Annotated in this window: 23 protein-coding genes and 1 tRNA gene; 5 read left to right on the forward strand and 19 right to left on the reverse strand. The window is 39.6% G+C overall.

Translation table 11 applies throughout. From position 1 onward, the window contains the following. Positions 1 to 91 precede the first annotated feature (91 nt). The 11 genes from ybgF to ATS76_RS03995 all read right to left on the reverse strand — a co-directional run bounded on the left by ybgF (position 92) and on the right by ATS76_RS03995 (position 11453). Positions 92 to 841: a tol-pal system protein YbgF gene (gene ybgF / locus ATS76_RS03945; RefSeq protein WP_058551142.1), complete on the reverse strand. Its 750-nt coding sequence runs from the start codon at positions 839 to 841 to the stop codon at positions 92 to 94. Positions 842 to 854: 13 nt separating this feature from the next. Beyond that, positions 855 to 1397, reverse strand: a complete 543-nt coding sequence (gene pal, locus ATS76_RS03950) for a peptidoglycan-associated lipoprotein Pal (protein ID WP_058551143.1) — start codon at positions 1395 to 1397, stop codon at positions 855 to 857. A gap of 34 nt (positions 1398 to 1431) precedes the next feature. Further along, complete coding sequence (gene tolB / locus ATS76_RS03955; RefSeq protein ID WP_058551144.1) at positions 1432 to 2790, reverse strand: Tol-Pal system beta propeller repeat protein TolB; 1359 nt, start codon at positions 2788 to 2790, stop codon at positions 1432 to 1434. A gap of 9 nt (positions 2791 to 2799) precedes the next feature. Further along, a complete protein-coding gene (gene tolA, locus ATS76_RS03960) occupies positions 2800 to 3726 on the reverse strand; it encodes a cell envelope integrity protein TolA (protein WP_058551145.1) in 927 nt (308 codons plus the stop codon). A gap of 4 nt (positions 3727 to 3730) precedes the next feature. Continuing rightward, a complete protein-coding gene (gene tolR, locus ATS76_RS03965; RefSeq protein ID WP_058551146.1) occupies positions 3731 to 4159 on the reverse strand; it encodes a protein TolR in 429 nt (142 codons plus the stop codon). Continuing rightward, the gene (tolQ, locus tag ATS76_RS03970) at positions 4146 to 4850 is read right to left on the reverse strand and encodes a protein TolQ (RefSeq protein WP_058551147.1); all 705 of its coding nucleotides are present in this window, start codon (positions 4848 to 4850) and stop codon (positions 4146 to 4148) included. Before tolQ ends, tolR begins: the two co-directional genes overlap by 14 nt. 1109 nt (positions 4851 to 5959) lie before the next feature. Continuing rightward, entirely contained in the window at positions 5960 to 6967 is a 1008-nt protein-coding gene (gene ruvB, locus ATS76_RS03975; RefSeq protein ID WP_058404864.1) for a Holliday junction branch migration DNA helicase RuvB, read from the reverse strand. Positions 6968 to 6974: 7 nt separating this feature from the next. Then, complete coding sequence (gene ruvA, locus ATS76_RS03980) at positions 6975 to 7592, reverse strand: Holliday junction branch migration protein RuvA (protein WP_058551148.1); 618 nt, start codon at positions 7590 to 7592, stop codon at positions 6975 to 6977. 2 nt (positions 7593 to 7594) lie between these two features. Further along, the gene (ruvC, locus tag ATS76_RS03985; RefSeq protein WP_008131991.1) at positions 7595 to 8119 is read right to left on the reverse strand and encodes a crossover junction endodeoxyribonuclease RuvC; all 525 of its coding nucleotides are present in this window, start codon (positions 8117 to 8119) and stop codon (positions 7595 to 7597) included. Positions 8120 to 8248: 129 nt separating this feature from the next. Further along, entirely contained in the window at positions 8249 to 10750 is a 2502-nt protein-coding gene (locus ATS76_RS03990; protein ID WP_058551149.1) for an ABC transporter permease, read from the reverse strand. Next, complete coding sequence (locus ATS76_RS03995; RefSeq protein ID WP_058404876.1) at positions 10740 to 11453, reverse strand: ABC transporter ATP-binding protein; 714 nt, start codon at positions 11451 to 11453, stop codon at positions 10740 to 10742. Before ATS76_RS03995 ends, ATS76_RS03990 begins: the two co-directional genes overlap by 11 nt. Between ATS76_RS03995 and ATS76_RS04000 the strand changes: the two genes are divergently transcribed. The 3 genes from ATS76_RS04000 (at position 11454) to ATS76_RS04010 (ending at position 13373) form a co-directional block, all read left to right on the forward strand. Beyond that, positions 11454 to 12077: an arylesterase gene (locus ATS76_RS04000; RefSeq protein ID WP_058551150.1), complete on the forward strand. Its 624-nt coding sequence runs from the start codon at positions 11454 to 11456 to the stop codon at positions 12075 to 12077. A gap of 111 nt (positions 12078 to 12188) precedes the next feature. Next, positions 12189 to 12265 (forward strand) — tRNA-Pro (locus ATS76_RS04005). Positions 12266 to 12788: 523 nt separating this feature from the next. Then, positions 12789 to 13373, forward strand: coding sequence for a hypothetical protein (locus ATS76_RS04010; RefSeq protein WP_058551151.1), 585 nt, complete (start codon positions 12789 to 12791; stop codon positions 13371 to 13373). 146 nt (positions 13374 to 13519) lie between these two features. On the opposite strand, the gene ATS76_RS04015 is transcribed toward ATS76_RS04010, so the two are convergent. Beyond that, complete coding sequence (locus ATS76_RS04015; protein ID WP_058551152.1) at positions 13520 to 13768, reverse strand: hypothetical protein; 249 nt, start codon at positions 13766 to 13768, stop codon at positions 13520 to 13522. Positions 13769 to 13873: 105 nt separating this feature from the next. After that, positions 13874 to 15511: a hypothetical protein gene (locus ATS76_RS04020; RefSeq protein ID WP_058551153.1), complete on the reverse strand. Its 1638-nt coding sequence runs from the start codon at positions 15509 to 15511 to the stop codon at positions 13874 to 13876. A 241-nt stretch (positions 15512 to 15752) separates the two neighbouring features. On the opposite strand from ATS76_RS04020, the gene ATS76_RS04025 reads away from it, so the two are divergent. Then, positions 15753 to 16664, forward strand: a complete 912-nt coding sequence (locus tag ATS76_RS04025) for a M14 family metallopeptidase (protein ID WP_058551154.1) — start codon at positions 15753 to 15755, stop codon at positions 16662 to 16664. Between the two features lie 91 nt (positions 16665 to 16755). Continuing rightward, the gene (locus tag ATS76_RS04030; RefSeq protein ID WP_235590908.1) at positions 16756 to 17187 is read left to right on the forward strand and encodes a hypothetical protein; all 432 of its coding nucleotides are present in this window, start codon (positions 16756 to 16758) and stop codon (positions 17185 to 17187) included. A 28-nt stretch (positions 17188 to 17215) separates the two neighbouring features. Here ATS76_RS04030 and ccoG read toward each other — a convergent pair whose 3' ends face one another. The 6 genes from ccoG to ATS76_RS04060 form a co-directional block, all read right to left on the reverse strand. Beyond that, complete coding sequence (gene ccoG, locus ATS76_RS04035; protein WP_058551155.1) at positions 17216 to 18595, reverse strand: cytochrome c oxidase accessory protein CcoG; 1380 nt, start codon at positions 18593 to 18595, stop codon at positions 17216 to 17218. A gap of 151 nt (positions 18596 to 18746) precedes the next feature. After that, positions 18747 to 20159 carry a sigma-54 interaction domain-containing protein gene (locus ATS76_RS04040; protein ID WP_058551156.1) on the reverse strand — a complete coding sequence of 471 codons (1413 nt, stop codon included), beginning with the start codon at positions 20157 to 20159 and terminating at the stop codon, positions 18747 to 18749. Positions 20160 to 20244: 85 nt separating this feature from the next. Beyond that, positions 20245 to 21549 (reverse strand): ABC1 kinase family protein, encoded by a 1305-nt coding sequence (locus ATS76_RS04045; protein WP_058551157.1) that lies wholly within the window; start codon positions 21547 to 21549, stop codon positions 20245 to 20247. Positions 21550 to 21630: 81 nt separating this feature from the next. Further along, a complete protein-coding gene (locus tag ATS76_RS04050; RefSeq protein ID WP_058551158.1) occupies positions 21631 to 22185 on the reverse strand; it encodes a DUF1439 domain-containing protein in 555 nt (184 codons plus the stop codon). An 88-nt stretch (positions 22186 to 22273) separates the two neighbouring features. Then, complete coding sequence (locus ATS76_RS04055; RefSeq protein ID WP_058551159.1) at positions 22274 to 24955, reverse strand: DUF349 domain-containing protein; 2682 nt, start codon at positions 24953 to 24955, stop codon at positions 22274 to 22276. Then, positions 24945 to 25226 carry a YeaC family protein gene (locus ATS76_RS04060; RefSeq protein WP_006794492.1) on the reverse strand — a complete coding sequence of 94 codons (282 nt, stop codon included), beginning with the start codon at positions 25224 to 25226 and terminating at the stop codon, positions 24945 to 24947. Before ATS76_RS04060 ends, ATS76_RS04055 begins: the two co-directional genes overlap by 11 nt.

Raw genomic sequence — 25226 nt, forward strand, 5'->3', positions numbered from 1 at the left:
ACCGAAATTGTCTCTTTTTTTAAGTTTTTATGCCTAGTTGACCAATTTTAGACCGCTTATGACAAAAAGCAGTCTAATCAAGCTGATTCAATTAATTAGATAGGCGATCTGTGGCTAATTTTGCAGCCGTTGTACTTGGATACTGTGTAACAAGTTCGTTAAGTATTTTTAACGATTCATCTGTTGACCCTTGCTCTTTTAAAAGCGTACCTAACTTTAACATGGCGTCTGGGCGTTTGTTTGAATTTGGAAACTCGTTTACAACGACTCTAAAGTGATCAACCGCTTTAATTCCATCGTTTTTAATTGTTAATAATTGACCTAACCAATAATGTGCATTTGACGCATACACAGACTCTGGGTAGGTTGTTAAAAACGTTTGAAATTCAGGAATAGCCTGATCGTAGCGTTTATCTTTCATTATAAGCGCAACAGCACGCTCGTAAGCCTCATTCTCAGATAAATCACTGCTATATGCTTGTGAGTCATTAGGTTGTGCATAGTCGGTTGCAGGCACTGCTGCAGGCTGTGAATACGCCTGACTAACACGGTTTTCAATCTCTTGATAAAGCTCACGCTGACGCTGAAGTACTTTTTCCAGTTTATAGCTTTGCTCTTCAGTCACTCCGCGAATTTGACTTACTTCATCTTGAAGTAAATTAAGTTGCTGTTGTAACTCGGCTTGCAAGAAATTGCGCGATTGCATCATACTTTCTAACGACGCTAAGCGCTTCTCAATACTTGACTGTGAACTCGCAGCTTCTGAAACAGGAGCGGGAGCAGCCCATAACTGGGTGCTCCCGCTCAATATCATTGCTGCCAAAATAATTTTCGGCTTCATAATATCTCTTATCTTAGTAAACTAATACCGCACGGCGATTTTTAGCGAAAGCTGATTCAGTACGTGATTTAACCATTGGCTTTTCTTCACCGTAGCTCACTACTGACATTTGGCTTGCTGATACACCCAGGCTTAAAAGGTATTTTTCAACTGACTGACCACGGTTTTCACCCAGTGCAATGTTGTACTCTGGCGTGCCACGCTCATCGGCATGGCCTTCAATTAATACTTTAACTGATCGATTTTTAACTAAAAAGTCAGCATGTGCGCGAAGTAAATCTGCATATTTGCTTTCAATTGTCGTTTTATCAAAATCAAAGTAAATTACTTGCTCTTGACGAAGTGCTTCGTATTTTTGACGAAGTTGTTCTTCAGCACGTTCTTCAGGAGAAATAGTTGCTACTTCAACTGTATCATTGCTTGTTGTTTGCTCAACAGCCGTTTGATTAGATTGGTTTGCAGCACCTTCGTCGATATCTGAAGACGAGCTACAAGCTGCTAATGTCATTACTGGCACAGCAATTAGCAGGCCTTTAAGTATTTTATTAAGTTGCATTGAGTAGATTCCTATTTTGAGTAAACCAGTAACATTACTGTAAATATGGCGACCAAGCTGGTGCCTTTACTTGTCCGTCTAGCACAGGTAATCGTGCTTTGAAGCGGCCGTCCATCGATACTAACGCCAGTACCTGTTTGTTATTATGGAGCGTGCTATATATTATCATCGAGCCGTTTGGCGCTATGCTCGGTGATTCATCTAGGCGAGTTCTTGTTAAAACTTGAAACGCACCAGAAGCTAGCTCTTTTTTAGCAAGATGGTAGCTACCGTTCGTACGATTAACCATCACTAATTCTTTACTGTCAGGCGTAACTGACCCTGCAAGATTCATATCGCCATCAAACGTTAGGCGTTTAGATCTGCCAGTTTTTAAATTTAACTTATAAATCTGAGCATTACCACCCCTTTCCGAGGTAAACACTATATCTTGGCCATTTGGGTACCAAGATGGTTCAGTATCTATACTGCGGTGGTTTGTTAAGCGGGTTTCTTTACGTGTTGCTAGGTTTAACAAGTAAATCTCTGTTGCACCTGTTTTATCTTTTGAAAGTACCAGTAAAAGCTCTTTACCGTCAGGTGAAAACTGCGGTGCACCGTTAATCCCACGATAGCTAGCTACCACTTCTCGCTTGCCTGTATATAAATCTTGGATATATATTTGGCTTTGGCGATTTTCAAACGTTACGTAGGCAAGCTTTGTACCATCTGGCGACCACGCAGGCGACATTAACGGCTCTTTAGAGCGCAAAAGCACTTGTTCGTTAAACCCATCGTAATCGGCAACAACGAGTTGGTAAGGCTTATCGTCTTCGTCACGTACAATCACATAGGCAATTTTAGTTAAAAATGCCCCTTTTTCGCCTGTCAGCTTTTCATAAATTACATCACTTATACGATGTGAATAGCGGCGAAATCCACTTTCTGAAATGACGCTTTCTCTGGCTTCTAAAATGTGATCTTGGCTTTTTACTAATTGCCCATTAGACATCATTTGCGTATTGCCATCCGTTATTTGACCACGAATTACATCCACTAATTCATAACGGACCAAATAACGACCATCTGTTTGTTGTTCAACCTGCCCAACTAAAACGGCCTCAACCCCTTTATTAACCCATGCAGCGTAATCAATTGCTTTGTCTTCACTTGGTTGTTGTGGCATTTGCGCAACGTCAACCGGCTTAAACTTACCGCTTCGAACTAAATCAGCTGCAATCACATCACTTAGTTTTTGCGGTATTGGGCCTATTCCGGTGTACTTAAATGGCACAATAGCAATAGGCCTTGCACCGTCTACACCTTCAGTAATTACTATTTCAAGTGCAGCATTTGCGATGCCTTGAAACCCTAGTAGCAATACTACACAGGCTACTTTTAGTTTATTGAACATATCATTCCTTTAAAATTCTGGCTTGATTGTTAGGTTAATATTTTTTAGTTGGTCAAACACGTCTCTATCTTTCGATACAGGTAATGTGTCAGCCATTCGTACCGCTCTGAGAGCTGCTTCACATACTAGCTTATCACCACCTAAAGACTTAACTTGCGTAACTAAACCATTGAAGCCAAGGCGGATATTAACTCGACATTGTTGGTTTTTCATTTTTTCATCAATTAACAAGTTTTGTTGAATACGCGCCATAATCAAAGCTCGGTATTTGTCAACTTCACTTGCCACTTGTTGCTGGCGTATTTTACTACGGGCAGCCTGCTCTTTAGCAAGTTGTTCTTGTAATATTTGTTCTTGTAATGCTTGCTGGCGCTTACGTTCAGCCTCGGCTGCGCGCTCTTTAGCTTCTTGCTCACGCTTCACACGTTCAGCCTCTGCTTTTTTAAGTGCTTCTTCTTCAAGCTTGCGCTTATCTGCCGCCGCTTTAGCTGCTTTTTCGGCCTCTAGCTTTTGCTTTTCTGCTTGCTTAGCTTTAGCACGCTCTTTTTGCTCTATCTCACGCGCTTTTTTGGCTTGTGCTTCGGCTTGTGCCTTTTCTTTCTCTTTGGCCTTGCGTTCACGTTCAAGCTTTTTGATATTTCGAGCCTCAGATTCACGTTGCTTGCGAGCCTCTGCAGCTCGGCGTTCTAAATCTCGTATACGCTTGTCTTCAGCACGCTTTTTATCTTTTTCTTTTTTTTGTAGCTCAGCAATTTTTTGCTCCACCATTTTTTGATCAACCGTTACCGCCGAAACCGCTTTTTCGGGGTCTGGTATGGCTGTATTTAACGTCACTTCCATTACTTTAGGGGTTGGTGTATGAATGTTAGCTGACGCATACAACAAACCACCCAAACCTAGATGCAATACCACCGACTTTACTAATGCACTACTCATTCAGTTAATTCCCCTCAAAGGACTCGGTCATCAATCCTACTGACGGCACACCTGCGTTTTTCAAAAAATCCATTAGTAATAGCACTTCTTGATACGAAACCTTGCCAGAACCTTTGATCATTACCGGTACATCTGGGTTTTTCATTAATTGCAATTTAATCACTGCCGCTACATCAAGCGCTTCCATTGGCTCTTCTGGGTCGGTACCTACGCTAACGTAATACTTACCTTCAACATCAATGGACGCGATAATCGGCGGCGTGTCTTTAGTATCAACTAAATCAGATTCTTCCATTTTTGGTAAATCTACTTTAACACCATGAGTGATAAGTGGCGCAGTCGCCATGAAAATAATCAACAGCACCAACATTACATCTATGTATGGTACTACATTGATTTCTGCAACAGGGCGGCGCTTTTTACGATGATACATTCGCTTGTGCCTCTATTTGTGTAGCTGCTTGACGGTGCAAAATATTAGCAAACTCTTCCATAAAGTTGATGTAATGAGACTCAAGCTTTTCAACACTATTAGAAAAACGGTTATAGGCGATTACAGCAGGAATCGCAGCAAACAAACCCATTGCCGTAGCAATTAGAGCCTCTGCGATACCTGGAGCAACCATTTGCAATGTAGCTTGTTTAACTTCGCCCAAGGCAATAAAAGCATTCATAATGCCCCACACAGTGCCGAATAAACCAATGTAAGGACTGATAGAGCCAACTGTTGCTAAAAAGGATAAGCTTGTTTCAATTTTTTCAATTTCACGTGAAAGCGCAACACGCATCGAACGATGCGTACCTTCCATAACAATACTGGCGCTTTGAAATGTATTTTTTTTATGGCGAGCAAACTCTTTAAAACCAGCTGTAAATAACGCCTCAATACCATGAGACTGAGCACTACGAGATGAAATTTCGTTGTATAGTTTACTTAAATCAATGCCTGACCAAAACTTTTGCTCAAACTTTTTAGCATTTAAAAGCGCATCAGAAATCGCTTTTTTACGTTGAAAAATAATAGCCCACGACATAACTGACATAGCTACTAGCCCTAACATTACTAATTGTACAAGCAAACTGGCTTCTAGAATTAGATCCAAAAAATTAAGCCCTGATCCCACATTAAACTCCTAAATAGTATCAAAATACGTCAATTGTAATGATTTGTGCAATTATGACCGCAACACAGGTCATTTAGTTGCATCTAGTGTATCGAGTCAATTTAAAACTAACAACGATATTGCTATGAATAGCCAACAAAAAACGATAAAAATCGGCGATTTAGTTTATTTTTACGCCTAGGTATGTAAAAACTTATTTAAATAATATCAAAGCCTATATTGAACTGAGTAATTATATAAATAAACATCATAAAACACGGCATTTATTCAAAATCAATGCATAAACACGCAAAACCACATTCATATTACCAGCCAGAATACTAAAACTAATACCGAACAATAATACAAAAATATACTTAAGTACGATATTTCATTAACTTATAAAATAAATGATTATTTAACAAACAAATTACAAACTACAATAAAACTAAAAGCATTACTTTTTTTAATCCGAAAAAACAAATTTTCTAGTTTGAACAATTTTTGGATATTCCGTATTATTATTCCATACCGAGCTAGCGCACTAAATGAAATTGTTTCATTAGGTCCTGTTCTTAGTAATATGATTTTTAATTGTATTACATTGTTTTACTCTATTTGGATAAAACCTAACAGTGTAAAACATGGTTCCCCCAGATTACTTCCTTTAACTTGTTGTTAGCCCGCATTATTTGCGGGCTTTTTTTTACCTGAAATTTGGTTTAGTCCAAAAACTTTACTGCTTCGCGAAATGTTGTTTATTAAACACTCAATTTCACGTTAAAATTAGGCGCTTATAGTCGGCGTTAACAATATTTAACTTTATGAAATGAACAATAGCCACATAAGCCTTAACGCCCTGTGAATTGTTGGTTAACCTGAACTCTGGATAATAAATCTATCTCAAGCAGCTATTGACGCGTAAATCCGCCTTGTTTTTACTAAAAATCTCTGGCTAGAGAAAATAAATTTAAACATCAATATGATTCAATACGTTAGCAAATCTCTTAACCAAAGTTCAGGCTAGTTAATGATAAAGCAAAGCACTTCTGATAGTTAAAATGCGTTATAAAAGGAAGTTCTCTTGCTAAAAGTAATTTTTAGCAAGAGTTTAGGAGAGGTTTTTAAAATTAGTCTTTTTTAGGTAACAAGCCAAAATGATGGTACGCATTGTCAGACACAATTCGACCACGCGGTGTTCGCTGAATAAACCCTTGTTGAATTAAAAACGGTTCAATAACATCTTCAATGGTTTCACGCTCCTCACCAATTGCAGCGGCTAAATTATCGAGCCCTACTGGCCCCCCCATAAACTTTTCAATAATAGCAAGTAGATATTTACGGTCCATGTAATCAAAACCGCTTTTATCTACGTCAATCATGTCAAGCGCTTGTTGCGCAACCTCTGCGTTTACAGTGCCGTCAGATTTGACTTGCGTATAGTCTCGCACTCGACGTAATAAGCGGTTAGCAATACGTGGGGTGCCCCGCGATCTTTTCGCTATTTCACTTGCGCCGTCGTCACACATTTCTAAATCAAGATAATGGGCTGAACGGCCAACAATGTGAGATAAATCTTCGACTGAATAAAATTCTAAGCGCTGCACTATGCCAAAGCGGTCACGAAGTGGCGACGTAAGTGACCCTGCACGAGTTGTAGCCCCAATTAACGTAAACGGTGGTAAATCTAACTTTATAGAGCGCGCAGCAGGGCCTTCACCTATCATTATATCAAGTTGATAATCTTCCATTGCAGGGTAAAGTATTTCTTCAACTTGCGGGCTTAGCCTATGTATCTCATCGATAAACAGCACATCACCTTCTTCAAGATTAGTAAGTAGTGCCGCTAAATCACCTGCTTTTTCAAGTACAGGCCCTGAGGTGGTTTTAATATTTACGTTTAACTCGTTTGCAACAATATTAGCTAAGGTGGTTTTACCTAAACCCGGTGGTCCAAATATTAATAAGTGGTCAAGCGCCTCGTCGCGGCTGCGTGCAGCTTCAATAAATATTTCCATTTGCTGCTTAACATGCGGCTGACCTCGGTAATCAGCCAACAGTTTTGGCCTAATTGCTCGGTCAATCGAGTCTTCGTTTGTTTTTTCAGTCGCATCAATTAAGCGATCCGCTTCAATCATGGGTTACTCACAACATCGATTTTAAAGATTCTTTTATAAGAACCTCTGTAGACATATCTGGTTTACTCACCGATTTTACCGCCTTTTGCGCCTGAGGCAATTTATAACCTAACGCAACAAGTGCCGATACCGCATCATCGGCTGCATTATTAGCCACTAATGTATCACTATGGGGTTCTATTACTGCACTGTCGCTAAACGGTGTAAATAAATCATTGCCCCAGTCTTTTAAACGGTCTTTCATTTCAAGCACTAAACGCTCAGCGGTTTTTTTACCCACGCCCGGTAATTTCACCAGCGATGTGGCATCTTCATTATTTACACAACTAACGAACTGCTGTGCCGACATCCCCGATAAAATAGCGAGCCCGAGTTTTGGCCCTACCCCGTTTGCTTTTAAAAGCTCTCTGAATAATGCACGTTCTGTTTTATTGTTAAAACCAAACAATAACTGCGCATCTTCACGAACTACAAAATGAGTATAAACAATCGTGTTTTCACCCACTTTTGGTAAGTCGTAAAAACAGGTCATTGGCATTTGTACTTCATAACCCACACCGCTTACTTCAAGTAAGATTTCGGGAGGTTGTTTTTCAACTAAAATACCATTTAAGCGGCCGATCATTGTTATTTCCTTAAGCGTCCTCTAACGGTTTTGCTTGCGCTACCCGCCAGTTTGATTAAATTTTGTTCTGAGTGTGCATGGCAAATAGCAATTGCTAGTGCATCTGCAGCATCGGCTTGGGGTGTACCCGGTAATTTTAAGATATTTTTTACCATATGTTGTACTTGGCTTTTATCTGCACCGCCGTTACCTACAACGGCTTGTTTAATTTGCCTTGCTGAATATTCAAACACAGGTAAGTCTGCCATTGCAGCACCTACAATGGCCGCACCGCGAGCTTGGCCAAGTTTTAATGCTGAATCGGGGTTATGAGCCATAAACACTTTTTCGATAGCAAACGTTTCAGGCGAAAACTGCTCAACAAGTTGAGTGATACCCTGGTAAATCATTTTAAGGCGCACCGGAAAAGGATGATCGGCTAATTTTATACAGCCACTGCCTAAATAAGTAAATTTAGCACCTTGGTGAGCAACTACACCGTAACCAGTCAAACGCGATCCTGGGTCGATCCCTAAAATAATGGCCAAATCACATTCTCGTTGTTTTTATTGTAAATTAGGCTAATAATGCCAGAGCACTGTATAAAATACCAGTACCAAGCAAAAACAAAAATGCTCGCATATATAGCGAGCATTTTTAAGTAACAAAAACTAGTTTTACCCTAAAGCGCGAACTAACCCTTGGGTGTTTTGTTTAAGGGTACGGGCAATCATTAAATAACCCAACCCCGCTACAAATAAACCACCAGCAAGCGGGCCTATAATCCATATATGTGGATGAAGCTTGCCCGAAAGTTCAAACATTTGTTGCTGCACAATTAACAGTGCTAAATCGCTAAAGAATGCAGCAACTAAACCAGCTAATCCGCCTAATAATAAAAACTCGTACAAGGTCGCGTTTTTAATTAAACGGCTTTTAGCGCCTAATGTTCGCAGAATTACAATTTCTTGCATCCGTTCACCCAAGCTCGCTTGTACTTGCGAAATAAGTACTAGCGCACCACATAAAACAACAATGGCAAGTACAAAACCAATCGCGAGTGAAACTTGAGATATGGTGGTTTGTATTTGCTTTACAAAGTTATCTACATCGATTGCTGTAATTGTTGGGTAGGTACGTAATAGTTGACTAAAGTCACGCTTTTGCTCAGGTTCTATTCTAACCGAAGAAATATACGTTGCCGGAAAATCTTTAAGTACATCTGGGCTGAGTATAATAAAGAAGTTAGGTTTAAGCGTTGCCCAATTCACAGTACGAACGCTGGTAATTTTAGCATCAAACGACTGCGCGCCAATTAAAAAGGTAAGCGTGTCGCCTATTTCAACATCAAGGCGCTCTAACATTGACTCTTCAATTGATGCCTCAGCCACTGCGTTTTCACTAAACCACTCGCCTTGTACTATTTCGTTTTGAGCCGGTACATCTTTAAGCCATGTTAAGTTTAGCTCACGGCCAATACCTGAACGCGCTTCCTCGTCTTTTTTCTCATTGTCTTGAAGAGAGACCTCACGAGCAACCAACTCGCCATTTACCGCATTAACACGCCCTCGAATCGTTGGATAAAAGTCAGACACTAAAATGTCTTTTTCAGCGAGGTAGCTATTAATTGGTTCAAGGTCGTTTTGCGTAATATTAACTAAAAATGCGTTTGGCGCATCGCTGGGTAATTGCGACTGCCAATCAGCAATCATGTCGTTTTTAAGCACAACTAAAAACAGAAGCAGTTTAATGGCTAACGAAAAACTAATAAGTTGAACTGCATTTACATTGGCACGCTTTTGAATCGACGCAATGGCCAACGACCAACTATTACCAGGTTTTAAACCCAGTTTTCGGCCACCGCCAAATATAAGTTTAGATATTAAAAACAACACGCCAATTAAGGTAAGTGTGGTTATAAATAGTATTAGCGTTATCTTTATGTTGTTACTAAATAACCACATTAACAAAAATACGGTCAATGCACTCATACCCAAGTGAACGCGGCTCATCGCTAGTTTGTCGCCTAAATTACGGCGCAGTACCCTAAGCGGCGGAATATCGAACAAGTCAAACAAAGGTTTAATAGAAAACATAACGGCGCAGATTACACCCGTACTAATTGCCACAAGCCAAGGTTTACCCCCCCCCATGGGCAATTCGCTTCCCATACTTTTTGATAAGTATCCGGTGGCTATTTCTTGCAAGCCGTAACCAATTAACAAGCCGATGCTTACTGCCATTGCACAGACAAGCAATAAGTGAAGCATATAGATTTTTCGGATCATTGAGCGGCTACCACCCAATGTTTTCATCATTGCAACAGGGTCGTACTGACGCTCGCAATAACGTTTAGCTGATACAGCAATTGCCACTGCGGCTAAAATAATACCGAGTAAACCCGCTAACAATAAAAAGCTCTCTGCTCGATTTAAGCTATTAGAAATTGGTGATTGACGGTCTTTAACACCGTACCATTGTTGGTTTTCTTTCATTTTTGGTTTTAACCAGTCATAAAAGCTGTTTATGTCGTCTTCACTACCGGCATAGAGCTGACGGTAAAAAACACGGCTCCCGGGCTGAACCACCTCTGTTTTTGGCACATCTGCTATATTTATTAAAACACGACGGCTACTTGAGAATACATTGAATGGCGCATCAGGCTCCTCAACGATCACTTTTTCAACATTGAATAACGCTGCACCTAGCTCAACTTGCGAGCCTATATCAATGTTCAGCGAGTAAAAAACAGACTCACTAAGCCATACATTACCTGGCCTTGGGCCAGCATTAGCAATAATCGTTTCACCCGTTAATGTATTTTTTACCTTAAGCTGCCCTTTCAACGGGTATGCATTTGACGCGGCTTTTACCGAGCTAAATTGCATCTCGTCGTTAGCAAATAACATGGTGTCGAAGTACACCATTTGCGCAGTTTGTAAATTTTGACTTTTGGCTTGCTCTATAAAAGCGGTATCAATAGCATGGCTACTTGCAAGAACTCGGTCGGCGGCAATAAATGCACTGCTTTTTTGGGCGATGCTTTGTGCTATTCGATCTGTCACCATAGACAAGGTAAGTACAGTTAATACCGCTAAAGCAATAGCTGCGCTAATTACTGTTAGCTCACCTCTGCGAAATTCTCGCGCAAATAATTTAAGCGCTAATTTAGCCCACATCTGCAACGTCCTCTACTTCGCTTTTAACAAGCAACCCTGCTTCTATCTGGATAATATGCTCACATTTTTGAGCGAGTCCTTCATCGTGCGTCACTAAAATGAGCGTTGTACCGTGTTGAGAATTTAAGTCAAACAACAGCGACTCAATCATTTTTCCGTTTTTGCTGTCTAGGTTAGCTGAAGGCTCATCAGCAAATAAAATTTTGGGTGTCCCAATAAAGGCACGTGCAATAGCAACACGCTGTTGCTCACCACCCGAAAGCTGAGAAGGGTAATGATCTGTTCGATGGCTCAGGCCTACTTTTTCAAGCAAAGCAAGTGCCTGCTCCTTAGCATCACTTTTACCCGCTAATTCAGCAGGTAACATTACGTTCTCGAGAGCGGTTAAGCTTTGCACCAACATAAAAGACTGAAATACAAAACCAATTTTAGCGGCACGAAGTGCTGCACGTGCTTCCTCGTCTAAATTATGTAACGGCTCACCGTCTAAAAATATTTCGCCATTACTCGCAGTGTCTAAGCCTGCCAGTAAACTTAATAAGGTAGATTTACCTGAGCCGGACGTACCAACAATAGCAACAGACTCACCATGCTTGACATTAAAGCTGATGTCGCTGAGGATGGGCAACTCACCTTCAAAGGTAGTTACTATTTTAGACAAACCATTAACTTGAATTATATTTAATTGAGAAAGCGCTGACATATGACTCATTCAATCCTACGTTTAGTATTCATTTTATTTTTAGTTATCAAACCGCTGAGTGCGGCAGCCGACAACACGATTTTAATACTCGGTGACAGTTTAAGCGCAGCCTATGGCCTTCAACAAGAGCAAGGCTGGGTAAAATTGTTACAAGATAAGTACAATGACGAGCAAGCCGACATTGCACTTGTAAACGCCAGCATTAGTGGCGAAACCTCTGGTGGTGCATTGCGCCGTTTAGATGCATTACTTACTCAATACCAACCAACTCATGTGCTTATAGAGCTTGGTGCAAACGACGGTCTTCGCGGCTTTCCGGTAAACAAAATGCAGGCTAACTTAACTGAACTTATACAAAAAAGCCAAGCAGCTAATGCAATGACCGCACTGATGGAAATTTACATTCCACCTAATTATGGTCCCCGCTACAGTAAAATGTTTACAGATAGTTTTAGCCAAATCAGCGAAGAAACTAATACGCACTTACTAAACTTTTTTATGCTCAATATCGCCGATAAACCAGAGCTAATGCAAAACGATGGGCTACACCCTAACAAAAAAGCCCAGCCGTTAATACGAGATGAGATGTACGACTCGATCAAAACTTGGTTAAATAAAGACTAGCTTAAATAACCAAACTTAAGTGAGCTTTTTAGCTCACTTGCCTAATAAACACTCAAACAAACAATCGCTTATTGATTTTTAAAAAAATACACGTACTATTGCACTCAACGTCGGTATGTAGCGCAGCCTGGTAGCGCACTGTCATGGGGTGGCAGGGGTCGAGAGTTCGAATCTCTCCATACCGACCAATTCATAACTCACTCTTTTAGTTTATAAAATAGTCACCAACAGGTATTCACCTGAAGATTAAACACACACTCTACTTTTTAAAAAATATATTTAGTTAAAAGGCATTCTAAACAACAGTTTAATAACGGCCTATTACGCCTAAAACCCAGACTTTATGCTTTCCTCGCCTGCTTGATAGGTCAAAGTATTTTAAAAGCCACCTTAAAAATCGATATTTTGCTAGACCCAAATTGCCAACTTAATAAACCTGCAAAATAATAAACCTCTTCTTGATTTAAAAAGCGCATTGAAGGCACTAAATCTTACTTTAAATAAGTTACTATTCGCTTTTAACTAATTTGAATGACAATGAACGCTCTCAATTTTAAAAATGTAACAAGCACAGCTAATGCCAAACATTTACTTTACCTAAAATCTACACAAAACCTTTAACTATAGTAAAGAAAACAAATAACGCTGCACACTTATTGAGCATTTTGTTTAATTAACATATTATGGGGTTTTATTTTTACGGTGTTGAACATGGACTTTTCAGCTGAAGAATTAAACTTTATCTCTGACTTATTTAAGCCAGAAGATCAGGAAGTAAAACCAAATCACAAGCTTACTTTACAAAGTAGTGTACCCGCAGGCATTGCGCACCTATTGAGCAACGCAAGCTTAACGCTATTAGCAAAAGTTGCGCATTATCAATTATGGTTTCCGCTTGATTTAAAAATAGATCCCTCTGGGGTTATTAACCCTGTATTAAGTGCGCCTGAAGTCATTGATACTAAAGGCACACAACGTAGTTGGCGTTGGAGCGAACTCAATATAAAGAGCGAGGGTTTTTATATTGAGTCTATATCTAGCACTGGCATATTTTTAAAACCTCTGAAAGATAACAGTCGCTTAGGCAGTATGAAAAACGTGCAGTTTACACTGCCAAACGAAGAGTATATTTCAATTGATATAGAGCCTATTAGGCAAAATAAGTCAGGAATGGCTGCAAGAATTACGCGCATTAATAGCGGAAAAGAGCAATTAAGAACCTATCTATTTGAAGAGCATAAACGCCAATACTCGGCACTGTATGAAAATGGTAAATTAGTTAACGAAATACGTTGATATGTAAGTTATAAAGTAAATGCCTATATTTATTTCGCCTAAATCGGTTCCTTAATTTTTATATTTTTTAGCCTTGCTTGATGTTTCAACCCATTTTAAATTTTGCAAAAAAAAGCGCTACACAGCGCTTATTGATTTATATTTAATTAGTGTTTGGGCTTTACACCGTTACGAACCATATCTTGCCCATTAGTAAATACATCTTCGGTGATACCGCGGGCCAATAGTAGTTGCTGTTTATCATCAAATACGGCAATAAAACGGGTACCGTCTGAGTTTTTAGTCGCCATACCTACACCCGATACCCCTTTTAACCCATAGCCACCTCTTTCTATTTCGAGTAAAAAAGCTTCTAAGTCTGCTAAGTTATCGATTACATCACTTTCGTTATTCATGTTAAAACTCTTTCTATCTCTCTTTGCTTTGAGCAAAGTGGTTATACGTTATATCGGTTATTTTATAGAGCTGGTACTTAAAATCCAAATATTTAAGACTCAGACTTAAAACGATTCGACCACCAGCGATAAATTACTCACAGCGCAGCCGAACTGTTTAGTGCTTATTCGGTCGTAGCGTGTATCAGCATTTGCATTCAAGCTAATTAAGAACTCATCTTGCTGAGCAACTGCGCTTTGCTCTTGGGCAAGGCACATGGCTTGGGTAAGAGACCGTAATTTTGCATCCGTCAATATGCTCCCAAAACGCTGAACTGGTAAAGGCGGTATTTTTATTGAGGACAATGTTTTCCCCAATGTGCGCTCGCTCAAAGTAAATGAGTTATTGTTCACATCAATCACACTGCCAGCCGGCCAATATGAATAGCGGTATTCCTGAAGTTTTGAATTTGTATTTTGCTCAGAAGGATGCACAGCAATGTTTGTTGCCTCGGGAGTTAAATAGACCACGCCATTTTCACCAACGACCGTCATTAAATTACCTTCAGGCGATTTTATGGCGACCAAGGCGGTATTCTCGTCTACACCAAAACCATACTGTGATGTAGCTTTACTGTTGCTTAAAGTGTCAATCATCATGGCCAATTTAAAAGTGTTGTTTTGCTCACTAAAGTGCGTACTTAACACACCATAATTAAACGTTGCTAAGCCCTTTATAGTGGTCAGGGTTTCCCCTTTTAGTACGTTTGTAATCGTTGCGTTTTCATTTGTAATTAAGCTATTACCTTGTATGGCGCTCCCCTCTCCTATCCCCACAATAACCGGGCTTGTTATAAGTGAATTTGTCCATGGGTAAGGCTCGTTTTCATCATTAAATAAAACGCTATGCAATAACGCAGCATCGCCGCTATCGTACATAACGCCCGTACTATTTTTTATTAGTGTGTTTAATGCAACGACTCCACTTTTACACAAGCCGTATTCGGTTTGAGTTTGCGAAGGATACATTGACTCTCGGTTATACACTTGCATAGTGCTGTTTCTTAGTAAAGGCAGTTGATCGCACCGACCTGTGGTTATTGCCTTTGCAAGTGCAGGCGTTAATGCAAGCCACTTGGTACTTATTTCTGACTCTGCTAAAATAGATGTTGTCGCTTCAGCATACGCGTAGGGATCACGGCGCGCTGCAGTAATAACAAGCATGGTCGGTTTAGCGCTATTTACTCTTAGACTACCGGTAATAAATTGTAAAATATCATTATTTTTATATCGTGAAGTCTTAATTGCTTTGCTATTTATTTTGTTATCATTTTTACCTTCTGACACTTCGAGCATATCGAACACATAATTGTATTCATGCACTGACAATCGTTGTAATTGCTCGTTATTTACGTCACGCCACTGCCACAGTAAGTTTTGCTTTGAAACATGTTCGGCTCCATTTTTGTATAATTGGCTCAGCACTTCCAGTGTCGCTTTTTTATTATTAAGATTACTTGTTGGCCAATGTTGTGCTACCTGCTCTATTTTATTAACCGTGAGCGAGTATATATTGCGAATTGTATTTTTAACCTGCTCACAACTATTAGACGAACCACCTGCGCACATTTTTGGTTCTGAACCCAATAATATTAGAGTTTGACTTTGTTGTTGAGCGGCTAAATTAAACGAAAATACCGTGCTTATTAGTGTAATAAGCGCTGTTAATAGAATTTGTTTATTCAATAAAATTTGGTTGCTCATAGTAATAATCTTAAAAGTGGCAAAAAAGCGCTGCAAGCTTATCAGTTTAGTGGCTTAGGCTAAATACCTCGTTAATATAACTAATCGTGTATTTAATTCACTTTTCTCTATTACAGCTTTGGGTAAGTTTTTTAGGACGTAACTCAATTATGTCGATATATCGCATTAACTTGCAGGCTATTTTAGTCAGCGTTAAGCTAGCGCTTTATTTAATTAAATATTGATATTCCAAGGCTTTATAATGACTGACAGCACATACCCAATTGGCACACCAGGTAAAAAATGGAACCACAGCGACAAAGCACAATGGCTAGCAGGGCAAGTTATAAAGCGTAGCTACCAAGATGAAGTGCTAACGCTAATAAACGAGCTTAAAGGCACATTAACTGTTGAGCAATACGGCGAGCTTAATTACAACGAAGGCTGTTATCCATTATATGCACTGCAAACACCTAATTTTGATGATGCCAAACCAACGGTTTTAATTACCGGTGGCGTGCATGGCTACGAAACTAGTGGCGTGCATGGCGCGCTTAGATTTGCAAAAACCTCTGCTTTAAATCAATCACAACACTTTAATATAGTTATTGCTCCCTGTATTAGCCCTTGGGGGTATGAAACAATTAACCGCTGGAACCCAAGCGCAATAGATCCTAACCGCTCGTTTTATGACAATAGCCCAGCACACGAGTCGGCTGCGGTAATGGCCTATGTAAAATCATTAAATCTTGACCTACTAGCACACATTGATTTACACGAGACAACCAATACTGATAACAGTGAATTTAGGCCAGCGCTTGCAGCACGTGAAGGCACAACTAATACAAATTGGAATATTCCTGATGGGTTTTATTTAGTTGCCGACAGTAAGAAGCCAGAGCCAGAATTTCAAAAAGTGATTATTGAGGGCGTTGCAAAGGTTACGCATATTGCACCAAGCGATGAGAACAACGCGTTAATTGGCGTACCGCAGGAACAATTTGGTGTTATTAACTATGCTGCACGCGAATTAGGTTTATGTATGGGCTTTACCGATGCACCTTTTGTAACAACAACAGAAGTATACCCAGATAGCCCTAGCGCAAACAGCGAGCAATGTATTTTAGCGCAAGTGGCTGTTATAAACAGCGCGCTAAACTATTTAAATAAGTAAGGCTAGTTTTTTGTTGCTACGTTAATTAAATGTGTGGTTTATTGAGCGTAGCAAAAATTTAATAAAAAATAATAGAGAGCACATATTGAAAGTGGATAAAAATAGGCACCATGATTTTTCATTAAATAATGACTATGGCAACGTTAATTTTTCTGTTGATAACAACATCATTGTTGCAGAGTTTTCAGGAAGTATTGATACAGATTTATTGAGCAGTTTTGGTGAAAGACTCATTAGCACTACAACTCAGTTTAATGGCACCTCTTGGGGCTACATTAGTGATTCAAGGAACGTATTAGCAGCGACGCCTGAAGCTGAGCTATTACTCACTAAAATTGGTCAAAAAATGCAATCTGCAAATTGCATTATTAGCGCTTTTGTAATGACATCTGCTATTGCTATAAGCCAAATGTCACGAGTTCTGCAAAGTGTTGGCAGAGATAGCTCTAAATGTATTTTTAGTGACATTACAAGTGCAAAGCAATATGTTAGTGAACACCTTAAAAACAGCCAAGCGGATTAAGTAATTAATCAACTTGGCGATTAATTACTTAGTTTTTATAAAACTGACTCTCTTTAGTAATGGTAATATTCGCATCCTCCTGCGCAGTAACTACAAATCGTAATTTACTCACTTTTTGTTTAATGTCGTATCCATCCGCAGTCACTGTTACCGGTATACTTTTCATTAAACCTGGCTGAACAAGCGTAAGCTCAGGACTTTGCAGCGTTGCGCCTGGTAATCCTTCAATAGCAATAGTGTAATGCATAGATTGCTGTGTTTTATTTATAATGGTCAGTGTGTATGGGTTTTCGACTAAGCCCTCATAGTTTACTCTGTAAAGTGCATTTCTATCACGAAGTACAGAGGCCTCTATTGGTGTGCGCTGCACCATCCATGCAAACATAGATATAATAAGCAATGCAGTCAAAGCACCATAACCTACCAGTTTTAGCCTAAATGGGTTGGTTTTTTTACCCTCCATTTGTTTTTCGCTAGCGTATTTAATTAACCCTTTGTCGTATCCAAACTTGGTCATTGTGTCGTCACAAGCATCAATACATAAACCACAGTTTATACATTCATATTGCAAGCCATTTCTTATATCAATACCCGCAGGGCATACCTCCACACATAAATTACAGTCTACACAATCGCCTAGGTTTAATGACTTTGGATCGGCTTTACGCTTACGTGGCCCGCGGCTTTCTCCTCGTTCTGCATCATAAGTAACCACTAGGGTATCTTTATCAAACATCACTGACTGAAAACGTGAATACGGGCATGCAATTGTGCACATTTTTTCTCTTAAAAACCCAGCATTGCCGTACGTACACCCTGCGAAAAAAAGCACCCAAAAGGTGGTAATGCCAGACCAATCAAATGTAAGCATCTCTAAATATAAACTTTTAGCCGGAATAAAATACGCCATAAATGAGGTCGCTGTTAAAACAGAAATAACTACCCACGCGATGTGTTTAGTTATTTTTTTACGCCATGTGCTTAATGTCCATTGTGTCTTATCAAGTTTTATACGTTGATTACGTGTACCTTCTATACGTTGCTCAACCCAGGTAAACATCAACATCCATATTGTTTGCGGGCAAGTATAACCACACCAAACTCGACCTAGCCAGTTAGTGACAAAGAATAATGCAAATGCTCCCACCATAAAAAGCATCGCTAAAATCATAAAGTCTTGAGGAAGAAGTGTTAAGCCAAATATAGTGAAGGTTTGTGTGGCTACATCTAACAGTACAGCCTGCTGCCCGTTATATTGAATCCATGGAATGGCAATAAACGTTAGCATTAGTAACCAGCCTAAATTGCGGCGTATTCGTTGGAAAAAGCCTTTTTGCTCGCGAATATAAATAGGGCCTGAGTTATAGGGCTTAATGATCATATCTTCTTCTTTAATATCAAACTTCATTTTGCTTACTTAATTATGACGGATTTTAATTAAGTATTTGCAACTTTCAGACCAAGCTGAAAGTTCACTTATGTTATTGATATTAAATTATTTATTATTTTAGCCTTATTTTATATTCGCGATATAAAGCGAAACTCGCTATATATCGCGATTATTTTCTAATGCCTAGCTTTCGCATTTTTGAGCGAAGTGTACTTTCAGGTAAACCTAACTTAATTGCAGCGCCTTTATTACCTGAAATTTGCCAGTTACACAGTATTAAAACACGTGTTATGTGCTGTTTTTGCGCCTCATCGAGAGTGAGAGATGAATCCATACTAGGCGTATTTTCACCACTAAGTGGTTGATTAAGCTGTAATACAGGTTGTTTAGATAAGATTGCTTCGCGTTCTAACACATTTTGCAGCTCTCTAATATTACCTGGCCAATCATAGGCTTGAAGTTTAGTAATTGCTTTTTGGCTTAAGCCTTTTAGCTGCTTACCTAAACGTTTATTTAATTGCTGTATTAAATTGCTGCATAGAAAAGGAATATCTTCTTTTCGCTCTCTGAGGGCCGGTACTTTAATAGGAAATACATTAAGCCGATAATATAAATCTATTCTAAAACTGCCCTTTTGTACCATCTGCCATAAATCGCGGTTTGTTGCCGCAATAACCCGAATGTTAACGTTTAAGGTTTGACTACCGCCTACTCGTTCAAACTCTTGCTCTTGCAGTACTCTGAGTAGTTTACTTTGTGCCTCAAGGGGTAACTCGGCAATTTCATCTAAAAAAAGCGTGCCTTTATCGGCTAGTTCAAATCGACCTTTTCGGCGCTCGTTTGCTCCTGTGAATGCACCTTTTTCGTGCCCGAATAACTCAGATTCCAATAAACTTGGTGTAAAAGCAGCGCAATTTACTTTAATAAAAGGGTGTTTGCTACGGGTGCTTAGTCTGTATAAGTTACGGGCTACTAGCTCTTTACCGGTGCCATTCTCACCCAAAATAAGTACCGAAGTGTCGGTTTCACTGACTAGTTTTATTTGCTCCAGCATATTTTGAAACACGTGACTTTGCCCTACAAGTCCAGAATCTTGCCAGTCTTGATTTAGCTCTGCAATCAAATAATTGTTTTCGTCTTTTAATTGCTCGCTCAACTGCTTTATTTTTATGAGCGCATTTTGTAAGTCACTTTGCGTTTGTTGCTGCTGCGATATGTCGCGAAATACTGCAACAGCACCAATGAGTTGGTTATTTCGATACACTGGGGTGGATGTATATTCAACGGCAAATGAGCTACCGTCTTTGCGCCAAAATATTTCGTTGTTTACTTCTCGGCGCTTACCATCAAACATAGTGCAGTAAATTTGGCACTCATCGGCAGGGTAAGGTGTACCATCTACACGAGTATGATGATGATATTGATGTATTTTTTTTCCTAGTAGCTCCTCTGCCTTCCACCCTGTCATGCGCTCTGCTGCTGGGTTTACAAATACAGCGTTTCCAGACAAGTCGAATCCGTAAATTCCCTCACCCACGGCATTAAGTAATAACTTTGGATCGTTTAAAAATTGCTTTATCATAACCACACCTCGCGAAATATCACGAGTATTATGACAACTTTAACAAATGACTGCACCTGTAACTTTACAAGTTTATTTACCCATTTTATGAGTAGTGACTAAAAAGCCCTCGCACATCTATTTTTGCGCCCAAACGCGCCGCAATTAAATACAAGCCTGCAAGTTTTCGGTGTATAAACAGTGCATCGACAGGTGGAGTGTGCCACTGCTGTGATTGGGCGCTGAGTTCAAGCCCTGCGTTTTTAATTTTAAGTGCCAGCTCGCTGTTTTTAAAATCAAAATTACCATTATAACGAAGAGGCTCGCACGCCATTAAAAACAAATCTATGACATTGTTTTTATAGTCATCCAATATGTCATCTTTAAAATAACCAATTTTCGATGCTGCGTTTAATACGCCCTCTCGGTTATTTTCGCTTCCTGCCTTAAATAGTGCCAAATAAGCAGAACTCAACTCATTTGATATTTCTCGTGTTGCACCAAAATCAAATAAAACGATTTTTTGTGTATCTGATTGATAGTGAAAATTAGCAAAGTTGGGATCGGTTTGAATAAGTTTAAACTCAAACATCTCTTTAAAGAACAAATCAATTAGCTGCTCAGCAACAAAACTCTGCTGGCTTTGTGGAAGTGCTGTGATGCACTCTATTGGTTCAGCGTTTACATATTCCATAGTCAGTACTTGCTTCGTACTATGGGCAGTGTAAACATTGGGCACCTTAAAATTAGTGTTGCCTTTAAGCGCGGTTTTATAACGTATTAAGTAATCAGCTTCTCGCAGGTAATCGGCCTCAGCAAGCAACTGGGCTTTAGCCTCGTTAACTAGGGGTTTTATGTCGAGCTCTTTAGGTAGTAAGCGCGATAACGTTAACAACGTAATAACGTTATCTACGTCGCTTACAACACTTTTTGCTATACCCGGATATTGCACCTTGACTGCGAGCTTATCGCCATTTTCTTGATACGCTAAATGCACTTGCCCTATAGAAGCGGCTGCAAAAGGTCTGAGCTCAATGTGAGAAAAACGAGAAAGCCAGTCATCCCCCCATTGTATTTTAAGTACCTCAACCAGCTGTTTATGAGGCATTGGATTTGCGTCTGAACGCAGCAGTGCAAGTAACTGGGCAAGCTCAGGGCTTAGCAAGTCACCGGCATCCATAGATAACAGCTGACCTAATTTCATTGCTGCACCACGAAGGTGTGATAACTGCACTGCAAGTTTTTCAATGTTTTTGGGCTGCAAAAGTAAACGTTTGTTATCCCAGCCTTTGCCTGTTAACGCACTTTTAGCGCCATCAACCAGCATATTGCTAGCAACCCCTGTTGCCAACGAACCTAATTTTGCAAACCGAGAAAGACGAGACGTGGGCACATTACGCGGTGCAGCCATAATTTTTATAACCTAGTTAGCCTGTAAATAGGCTAACTAATACGATTAAATGAGGCTGGTCGATCTACTTAGTCTGGTTATTTATAATCGAGGAACCAGTTTAATTGCGCCTTGTGCTACTTTCATATCGAGTGGTAATTTGCTCAATAGCATCATTTTAGGGTCGTTCATATTTAGTGTGTATACAGGGTTATTTGCTAAAAATGTATTAATTACATCCATTGCTTGATCGTCAAGCGCGCCAATGTTGCCTCTAAAACCACCCGCATCAACTCTTGACCCCAATAATTTTACATTACGTAAAAACACCGCTTTTTTCTCGCTGTCGTAGTATGGGCTCCCTTCTATTTGAAGCTTTAAACGAATTGGGTATTTAAGTGCAAAAGCGTTAATTTCTGCGCTAGAGTCGGCACCGAGTACAACAACATCGCTATTATTAGGCCCAATATCAACACTTAAATCATTAACGTTGAGCTGAACAGGTAGCCCCATCAGTTTTACTTTTTCGCTAAGTTTAGGGAGCTGTTGAGCCAGTGCGCTTTCTACTTCAGCATTTGTAAATGAATATACAGATACACCTTGTGTGCTATTACAGGCGGTTAAAAAAAGTGTGGTAATAAGTAGTAAAATTCTCATAGTGAGCCCTTTATTTTATTGTATATAAAAGGCCGCTATTTAAGCGGCCTTTTAACGTTTTTATCAACAGTTGAAGCAACGTTGATGATTAAGCTGCAAGTGTCGATTTTAGCCGTGCTAGTGTCTCAGGTTCAACTGAACCGTTACTGAGCGCGAGCAACTGTTTTAAATAATAATTTAAATCAGCATGATCACCACGATGTTTATCATCAAGCATAGCAACTTGCTCTGCCATTCTAAGAGATGCATTTGGCGAACTCACATTCGCTAAAATTTCCATACGCGTTATGAGCTGCTCTACATTTAGTGATGTTTTTAAAGTTGCTTGATACTGAGCCGGTATTTCTTCATTATTTTGAAGTGCACTAAGTAATGCTTCTAAATTAACTTGCTCTGATTTAGTCATAAGCACTGACACTTTTTCATCAATAGCCTTTAGCAATGCAGCCACCTTTGGTGCAAGCGTTCTAAACTGTGCATAGCCCTTAACCTTGGTTTCTAGATCATGAAGTTGCGCACGCTGCTCCACCGCCTCTAATACCGCTTCTAATTCAGCGAGTTCTGCAGCGGCTTGTTTATCAGACTCATTTTGTTCAAGCTTTTGTTGCTCAAATTCAGTACTGCGCTTACTAAATGCTTCATCATTATACTGACGAAATTTTTGCCACAACGCATTTTCGGCTTTTAAACCTGCAAAACCAATAGTTTGCCATTGTTGCTGCATTTGCTTTAAGGCTTGGCAAGCACTTGCTAAATCGTCACTTTGCGATAGTTGCTGGGCTTGCTCAACTAAATCATTTTTAAGTGCAGCATTACCTTTATGAAACGCATTTAATAAACCAAGCACCTGTTGTTGCTCGCTTTTATAGCGATCGTTTAATACTCGATATGTTTTTGGGTCAACTTTTCCTACACTGCGCCATGCTTTATTTAGCTTATTGTATTGGCTTTCAAACTGTTTCCAATCAAAGCCTTCTTCGCTAGTAGGCTCTGTGCTAAGCGTGTGCATATCTGTAATTATGCTTTCACGTTGCAACTTCGCTGCATCGCGTTTCTCTTCTTGCTCGGCAAAGTAACTACGACAAGGTGCAAACAATGTTTCTATATGTTCATCGAACTGAACACCTTGTTGTTTTTCTTCGTCTGTATCTAAACGCCCAAGTTCATTCCAACGTGTGCGTAACATTTTTACTTGTTCGGCACGCTGTTGTGGGTCGGTGCATTCTTGCTCAGTTAGCTGAGTTACTTCTTCTAGTAACGCAACACGCTTCGGTGCAGCAGCGTATTTTTGCCAATCTTTTGCATCGGCAAGTTGTTGCTCTAGCTCTGCTTTAATATTTTCAAGCGGTTGCTGGTAGCGTGCTGTTAATGTATTAAATAGCTCTTCAAAACCCTTAAATACACCAAATGCCACATTAAACCGGCCTTCTTCAATTAAGCGCTTAACATCACGAGCTTTGCGCTTTGCCTGACTCTGATTTTTTTCAAGCGGTTTAATTAAGTCATTCATTAATGCTAAAAATTGCTTTTTATGTGCATTTAACTCCGCTTTAAACTTACCTTGTAATGTACTATCTAAAATAGATAAGTGCCCACGAGCCTCTTTAAACGCTTGATTAAAAGCTGAAAGAGTTTCGTCATATTGCTCAAGGGTTTGTGCTGGTTCAATTAGTTTTAAAGTGGTTAGTGCCTCTTTGTATTGCGCAATAGCAGTTGTTAGTTCAGGTAATTTGGCTACTTGAGAAAATAAACTCTCAAGCTTTACGATTACCGCTTTAGACTGTGCGTTGTTTTCAAGCTCAGCCTCTGTGATCGCTTGTTTTGCTTGCGCTACTTTAGCGTCGAGCCAATCTTGTTGAATTTGCTCAGGGGTTTCTAAACCAACCTGAAGTGCATTTTCAATTTCATCGCTTAATGCTTCAAGCGTTGCTAATGCAAGTAATTGGCGCTGTTTTAATGCTAAACGTTGCTGCTCTTTATCGTGCTCTGTTTTTAGTTGAGCAATATGTGCGTCAAGCTTGCTGGTAATAGCGACATACTTTTCATCTAGCGCTTTTATCCGTTCCGTTGTTAGCCATTTAAGCTCTAATGCTTGCCATTGAGCCATTAATTCAGCAGCCCCTGGGTTTACAATCGCAAAGTCTGTTTTTTCACGTAATGCATTAAGTTTTGCTAAAATAACACGCGTTGAATTTTCAACTTCTTGTGGCATTTCCTTGGCCAAACGTTCATTTTCAATATGCGTATCAAGGGTGCTTTTTGCTTCCCCTTTGGCGTGTTTAGCAAGTGGTTTAGTAAGCTGATGGTTAATAACTAACTCAATTAACTGCGCTTGTAACTCTTCGCTGCCCTCTTTAAAGGCTTTTTCAACTAATTTTGGATTTGCTAAACGCTTAAGTAATTTAACGCGAACTTTTAGTTCTTTCTCTGCAAACGCCAGTTTTTCTAATGTTTTTACAGGAGCAAAGCGCTCTATATATTCACTTTTAATTTGAGGTGTCAGTGTGCTTTCGCTATTTAAAACGGCATTTGATATTTGCTGCTCGGCAATATCTTTTAGCGCTTGATCTTGTTTGTAGGCTTTCCACCACAGTGGTAAATCATTTACCTTTTGAAGCGCCTTACGGCGTATTTCTGCAGAGCTATCTTCTAATGCAAGTGTATTTAAAATACTTGCATCGCGCTGCGTGTCTAGCTTTTCAATTGCATCAAGACGAACCTGTTGCTTGGGGTGTTTCCATTTTGGCGTAAAAAGGTGCTTAAAGATCATGTTCACTAAACCTAGCTATTTCGTTGTCTGATTTGAATTCTTTTTGTAGTTGCGCTTTTGTCTTTTGGATCATTTCACCATTAGCACCAATCGTAAATTGCTCGTTCGATTGAGCCACTTTTGCTTGATACAACATTACCAACTGCACTGTTTGTTGCTTTTGCTCATCTGATAATACAGTGCCATCTGGCCATTTGCCTGTTGATGCACCATATTGCAAGCGTTCAAATAATTCTGGAGTTATATTTTCTACGAGTTTGTCGATATTCAT

The organism is Pseudoalteromonas sp. 10-33, from assembly GCF_001469195.1.
In the GTDB taxonomy this organism is placed as follows: domain Bacteria; phylum Pseudomonadota; class Gammaproteobacteria; order Enterobacterales; family Alteromonadaceae; genus Pseudoalteromonas.

What these genes read in the sequence shown, in the direction of transcription:
- ybgF (WP_058551142.1), bottom strand. Translation starts at nt 841, where the DNA reads ATGAAGCCGAAAATTATTTTGGCAGCAATGATATTGAGCGGGAGCACC.
- pal (WP_058551143.1), bottom strand. Translation starts at nt 1,397, where the DNA reads ATGCAACTTAATAAAATACTTAAAGGCCTGCTAATTGCTGTGCCAGTA.
- tolB (WP_058551144.1), bottom strand. Translation starts at nt 2,790, where the DNA reads ATGTTCAATAAACTAAAAGTAGCCTGTGTAGTATTGCTACTAGGGTTT.
- tolA (WP_058551145.1), bottom strand. Translation starts at nt 3,726, where the DNA reads ATGAGTAGTGCATTAGTAAAGTCGGTGGTATTGCATCTAGGTTTGGGT.
- tolR (WP_058551146.1), bottom strand. Translation starts at nt 4,159, where the DNA reads ATGTATCATCGTAAAAAGCGCCGCCCTGTTGCAGAAATCAATGTAGTA.
- ruvB (WP_058404864.1), bottom strand. Translation starts at nt 6,967, where the DNA reads ATGATTGAAGCGGATCGCTTAATTGATGCGACTGAAAAAACAAACGAA.
- ruvA (WP_058551148.1), bottom strand. Translation starts at nt 7,592, where the DNA reads ATGATCGGCCGCTTAAATGGTATTTTAGTTGAAAAACAACCTCCCGAA.
- ATS76_RS03990 (WP_058551149.1), bottom strand. Translation starts at nt 10,750, where the DNA reads ATGTGGGCTAAATTAGCGCTTAAATTATTTGCGCGAGAATTTCGCAGA.
- ATS76_RS03995 (WP_058404876.1), bottom strand. Translation starts at nt 11,453, where the DNA reads ATGTCAGCGCTTTCTCAATTAAATATAATTCAAGTTAATGGTTTGTCT.
- ATS76_RS04000 (WP_058551150.1), top strand. Translation starts at nt 11,454, where the DNA reads ATGACTCATTCAATCCTACGTTTAGTATTCATTTTATTTTTAGTTATC.
- ATS76_RS04010 (WP_058551151.1), top strand. Translation starts at nt 12,789, where the DNA reads ATGGACTTTTCAGCTGAAGAATTAAACTTTATCTCTGACTTATTTAAG.
- ATS76_RS04015 (WP_058551152.1), bottom strand. Translation starts at nt 13,768, where the DNA reads ATGAATAACGAAAGTGATGTAATCGATAACTTAGCAGACTTAGAAGCT.
- ATS76_RS04020 (WP_058551153.1), bottom strand. Translation starts at nt 15,511, where the DNA reads ATGAGCAACCAAATTTTATTGAATAAACAAATTCTATTAACAGCGCTT.
- ATS76_RS04025 (WP_058551154.1), top strand. Translation starts at nt 15,753, where the DNA reads ATGACTGACAGCACATACCCAATTGGCACACCAGGTAAAAAATGGAAC.
- ccoG (WP_058551155.1), bottom strand. Translation starts at nt 18,595, where the DNA reads ATGAAGTTTGATATTAAAGAAGAAGATATGATCATTAAGCCCTATAAC.
- ATS76_RS04040 (WP_058551156.1), bottom strand. Translation starts at nt 20,159, where the DNA reads ATGATAAAGCAATTTTTAAACGATCCAAAGTTATTACTTAATGCCGTG.
- ATS76_RS04045 (WP_058551157.1), bottom strand. Translation starts at nt 21,549, where the DNA reads ATGGCTGCACCGCGTAATGTGCCCACGTCTCGTCTTTCTCGGTTTGCA.
- ATS76_RS04050 (WP_058551158.1), bottom strand. Translation starts at nt 22,185, where the DNA reads ATGAGAATTTTACTACTTATTACCACACTTTTTTTAACCGCCTGTAAT.
- ATS76_RS04055 (WP_058551159.1), bottom strand. Translation starts at nt 24,955, where the DNA reads ATGATCTTTAAGCACCTTTTTACGCCAAAATGGAAACACCCCAAGCAA.
- ATS76_RS04060 (WP_006794492.1), bottom strand. Translation starts at nt 25,226, where the DNA reads ATGAATATCGACAAACTCGTAGAAAATATAACTCCAGAATTATTTGAA.